Below are 4566 nucleotides of genomic sequence, written 5' to 3' on the forward strand. Positions count from 1 at the left end.
CACTCGGCCAGCAGATCGTAGACCTCGCTCTGCGCCGCGACGGGAGGGTTCGACCATGCGCCGACGCCGTGCACGTAGAGCGCGAGCGACTCGATGCGCAGCAGGCCGGCTTCGAGTTCGAGGCCGTTCTTCTTGTCGATCTGCTGACGCAGGCCGCCGCTCGCCGCGTTGCGGGGATTGGCGAACGCGGGGAATCGGCGCGCGGCGGCGGTGCGAGCCTTCTCCTCGTCGAAGGGCTTCTTCGCTCCGCCCCGCGCCTCCCAGCGCTCGAGCGCATCGGCGTAGGCGCGGTCGCGGAACGCCGCCTGGGCCGCGTTGAGCCGTTCGAACGCGGCGACGGGGATGAAGACCTCCCCGCGCACCTCCACGATGGCCGGGTGGCCCTCACCGCTCAGTCGATACGGGATCTCGGGCAGCCGAAGCGCGTTCTCCGTGACGATCTCCCCCACGCGTCCGTCGCCCCTGGTCGCAGCAGAAGTGAGCACGCCGTTCTCATAGCGGAGATTGATGGCGAGGCCGTCGATCTTCAGCTCGGTGAGCCAGGCGACATCGCGTCCGGCGGCGGCCTTCGTCTTCGCGGCCCATTCCCGCAGCTCGTCGATGGAGAAGACGTTGTCGAGGCTGAGCATGCGCTCCGCGTGCTCGATGGTCGCGAGGCCCGTCGCCTCAGCCGCCCCCACCATCTGTGTGGGCGAGTCCTGCCCCTGCAACTCGGGATGCAGACGCTCGAGCTCTTCGAGTCGGCGCATCCAGCCGTCGTAGGTGGAATCGTCGACGATCGAGGTGTCGCGGCCGTAGTAGGCCTCCTTCGCATCGAGGATGCGCGTGGTCAGCTCCTCGGCTTCGGTTCGGGCGTCTTCCAACGAGATGTTCTCCGGCACCCCGTCAGTCTACGAGCGGGTGCGGACACCGGAGGAGGCTACGCGCCGACAGGGACCGCGGACACCGTGGTGTCGATCGTGAACTGTCCGAGCACCCGCGTCCCGATGTAGAGCACGGCGGTCTGTCCCGGCGCGACGCCGTCCAACGCGACCTCGGGCGTCACGCGCACGCCGCCTTCGGAGATCTCGGCCCTCGCAGGGACGGGCTCGGCGTGCGCTCGGATCTGCACGTGGCACTCGAACGAGGACTCCGTGGGTGCGGCACCGGCCCAGCTTAACCGCTCTCCGGCGATCTCGGCGATCGCGAGGGCCTCCTTGGGGCCGACGACCACCGTGTTCGACACCGGTCGCACCTCGAGGACGAAGCGCGGCTTGCCGTCTGCCGCGGGAACGCCGAGCTTGAGCCCGCGTCGCTGTCCGACGGTGAAGGCATGCGCGCCCTCGTGCGATCCGACGACCTCGCCCGCACGATCGACGATCTCGCCGGTGGTCGTGCCGACCTTCTCGGCGAGCCAGCCGCGCGTGTCCCCATCGGGAATGAAGCAGATGTCGTGGCTGTCCGGCTTCTGCGCGACGCTCAGGCCGCGTGCTTCGGCCTCTGCGCGGACGATGGCCTTCGTGGGCGTCGTGCCGAGCGGGAAGTAGGTGTGCGCCAGCTGTTCGGCCGTGAGGACGCCGAGCACATAGGACTGGTCCTTGGCGTTGTCCGACGCCCGGTGCAGCTCGAGGCCGTCCTCGCCGTCGACCAGAGTGGCGTAATGCCCCGTGCACACCGCGTCGAAGCCCAACTCGATCGCACGCTCCAGAAGGGCGGCGAACTTGATCTTCTCGTTGCAGCGCATGCAGGGATTCGGGGTGCGGCCTGCCTGGTACTCCGAGATGAAGTCCTCGATCACATCGTCTCGGAACCGCTCGGAGAAATCCCAGACGTAGAACGGGATGCCGAGCACGTCGGCTGCACGACGCGCGTCGAGGGCATCCTCGATCGTGCAGCATCCTCGACTGCCGGTGCGCAGTGTTCCGCCCGCCCGGGAGAGCGCGAGATGCACGCCGACCACGTCGTGCCCCGCCTCCACGGCCCTGGCTGCCGCGACGGCGGAGTCGACTCCACCGCTCATCGCCGCAAGGATCCGCATACGACCAGTCTACGAGCGTGCGGCTGTGCCGGCGCCGGATGCGCGCGTGTACGCCTCGGCGATCGCACCGAGCACGGCATCGACGTCGCTCTCGGTCGATGTCCGCCCGAGCGAGAAGCGCAGCACGCTGCGGGCGTCCCGCTCCGGGCGTCCCATCGCCATCACGACATGCGAAGGTTCGGCCACGCCCGCCTGGCAGGCTGATCCGGTCGACGCCGCCACCCCTGCGACGTCGAGCAGGAACAGCAGGCTCTCCCCCACCGCACCCGGGAACAGCATGTGCGCGTTGCCGGGAAGACGGTCGGTCGGGTCGCCCAGGAGCTCGGCCGTCGGCACCGCGGCAACGATTCCGGCCACGAGGCGGTCGCGCAGCGCACTGAGACGCGCAGCCTCGCCCTGTCGTTCGTGCTCCGCGAGTTCGAGAGCCACGGCGAGGGCGGCGGCTCCGGCGACATCCTGTGTGCCGGCGCGCAGGCCTCGTTGCTGGGCTCCCCCGCGTAGCAACGCCGTGAGCCGGGCGGAGCGGGCGGTGACGAGCACCCCGACCCCCACCGGTGCGCCGATCTTGTGACCGGCGAAGCTCATCGCGACGAGCCCGACCCCGCTGTCCGCCTCTCCTCGAAGGCCTCGGAACGACAAGGGCACGTGGCCGAGCGCAGCGACCGCGTCGAGGTGGAGGGGAACTCCGGCGCCGGCGGACCCTGCCGCAAGCGACCGTGCGTCGTTGATCGTCCCGGCCTCGTTGTTCGCCACCAGGGCCGTGGCGAGGGCAGCTCCGGGAAGAGCCTCGGCGAAGCGCTCCGGGACGATGCGCGCCGAGGGCGAGACCGGCACCCGTCGCACCTCCGCCCCCTCATCGAGGAGCGCTGCGACGGTGTCCGTGGTCGCGTGGTGCTCGGCGTCGGGCATCACGATCGCCGACGTCCCCGTGGGCCGGGCGCGCCACAAACCCTGCAACGCCAGGTTGATCGATTCGGTGCCGCCTGAGGTGAACACGATCTCGATCGGGTCGGCCTCCAGCACCGCCGCCACGCGCTCACGGGACTCTTCGAGAAGCCGTCGTGCGTCCTGGCCGGCGCCATGAGTCGAGGAGGCGTTGCCCACCGTCTCCGACGCTGCCAGCCACGCCTCACGCGCTTCGGGGCGCAGGGGCGTGGTCGCCGCGTGGTCGAGATAGTGCCGCATCCTTCGATTCTCTCGCGAAACCGTCGGGAGAGGGCCTTCGCGCCTGGGACCGGGTCCTCCTTGTCATGAGACGGCAACACATCACGCCTAATGTGTACTCATGCCCGCGTCCCGAGACCTCACCGCGCCCGGCGGCCCCGTCCTCGACAACCTCGGCGTCCGTCTGCACGACGGTGTCGGCACACTGCGTGTCTGGTCGCAGAACGCCTCATCCGTCGAACTGGTCGTCTTCGACGCGACCGATCTCGACTGGGCGACCGATCAAGTGGCGCTCGAGCGGCTGCCAGGGGGGATCTGGGAAGTCACGACGGAGATGCTCCAGCCGGGGGTTCGCTACGCGATCCGCGTCAGCGGCCCACACGGCCCGGGCAACACCTTCAACCCGGAGACCCTGCTGCTGGACCCGTACGCTCGCGGCCTCGCGCAAGGCGACGGGTACGAGGAATGGCGCTCGGTCGTCATCGTCGACGGTTTCGACTGGGGCGACTCGCAGAAGCCGCGCGTGCCCCTGGACCGCACCGTGATCTACGAGGGTCACGTCAAGGGGCTCACGAAGCGTCACCCGGACGTCCCACCCGCGCTGCACGGCACCTACGCCGGTCTCGCGCACCCCGCGATGATCGAGTACTTCCACGAGCTGGGCATCACTTCGATCGAGCTGCTGCCTGTGCACGCCTTCGTGCCGGAACCACGACTCCTCGAACGCGGACTCACGAACTACTGGGGCTACAACACCCTGAACTTCTTCACTCCGCACACCGCCTACGCGACGGAGGAGGCTCGGAAGGCGGGCCCCGAAGCCGTACTGGCCGAGTTCAAGGGCATGGTGCGGCTGCTGCACGAGGCGGGACTCGAAGTGATCCTCGACGTCGTGTACAACCACACCTCGGAGGAGGGTATCGGCGGCCCCAGATCGAGCCTGCGGGGCATCGACAACGCGAGCTACTACCGTCAGGACGAGTCCGGGATCTACATCGACACCACGGGCTGCGGCAACACCCTCAACACATCGACCGCTGCGGGCGCGAGACTCGTGCTGGACTCGCTGCGCTACTGGGCGCAGGAGATGCAGATCGACGGGTTCCGCTTCGACCTCGCCACCGCCATCGCGCGAGACGAGACGCACGCCTACTCGCCGGAGCACCCGCTCCTCGCCGCCATCGCGGATGATCCCGTCCTCGCAGACGCCAAGCTCATCGCCGAACCGTGGGATGTGGGCCTCGGTGGCTGGCAGACGGGGAACTTCCCCGCCGGCTGGCATGAATGGAACGACCGCTATCGCGACAGGGTGCGCAACTTCTGGTTGAGTGACATCGACTACGCGCGCCGCGCGTCCGCCCCGGTCGGCATCGGCGGGTTCGCGA

Annotated in this window: 3 protein-coding genes and 1 pseudogene; 1 reads left to right on the forward strand and 3 read right to left on the reverse strand. The window is 69.2% G+C overall.

From position 1 onward, the window contains the following. The 3 genes and pseudogenes from AX744_RS01810 to AX744_RS01820 all read right to left on the reverse strand — a co-directional run. Positions 1-881, reverse strand: a pseudogene (locus AX744_RS01810) (NAD-dependent DNA ligase LigA); the annotation flags it as partial. A gap of 38 nt (positions 882-919) precedes the next feature. Further along, positions 920-2017, reverse strand: a complete 1098-nt coding sequence (mnmA, locus tag AX744_RS01815) for a tRNA 2-thiouridine(34) synthase MnmA (RefSeq protein WP_082738364.1) — start codon at positions 2015-2017, stop codon at positions 920-922. Positions 2018-2026: 9 nt separating this feature from the next. Next, positions 2027-3202 (reverse strand): cysteine desulfurase family protein, encoded by a 1176-nt coding sequence (locus AX744_RS01820; protein ID WP_061015227.1) that lies wholly within the window; start codon positions 3200-3202, stop codon positions 2027-2029. Between the two features lie 100 nt (positions 3203-3302). Between AX744_RS01820 and AX744_RS01825 the strand changes: the two genes are divergently transcribed. Next, positions 3303-4566: alpha-amylase family glycosyl hydrolase (locus tag AX744_RS01825; protein WP_269454436.1), on the forward strand; the 1264-nt coding region annotated here is incomplete at its 3' end.

Source organism: Microbacterium sp. CCH5-D1, assembly GCF_001557335.1.
Classification (GTDB): Bacteria; Actinomycetota; Actinomycetes; order Actinomycetales; family Microbacteriaceae; genus Microbacterium; species Microbacterium oxydans.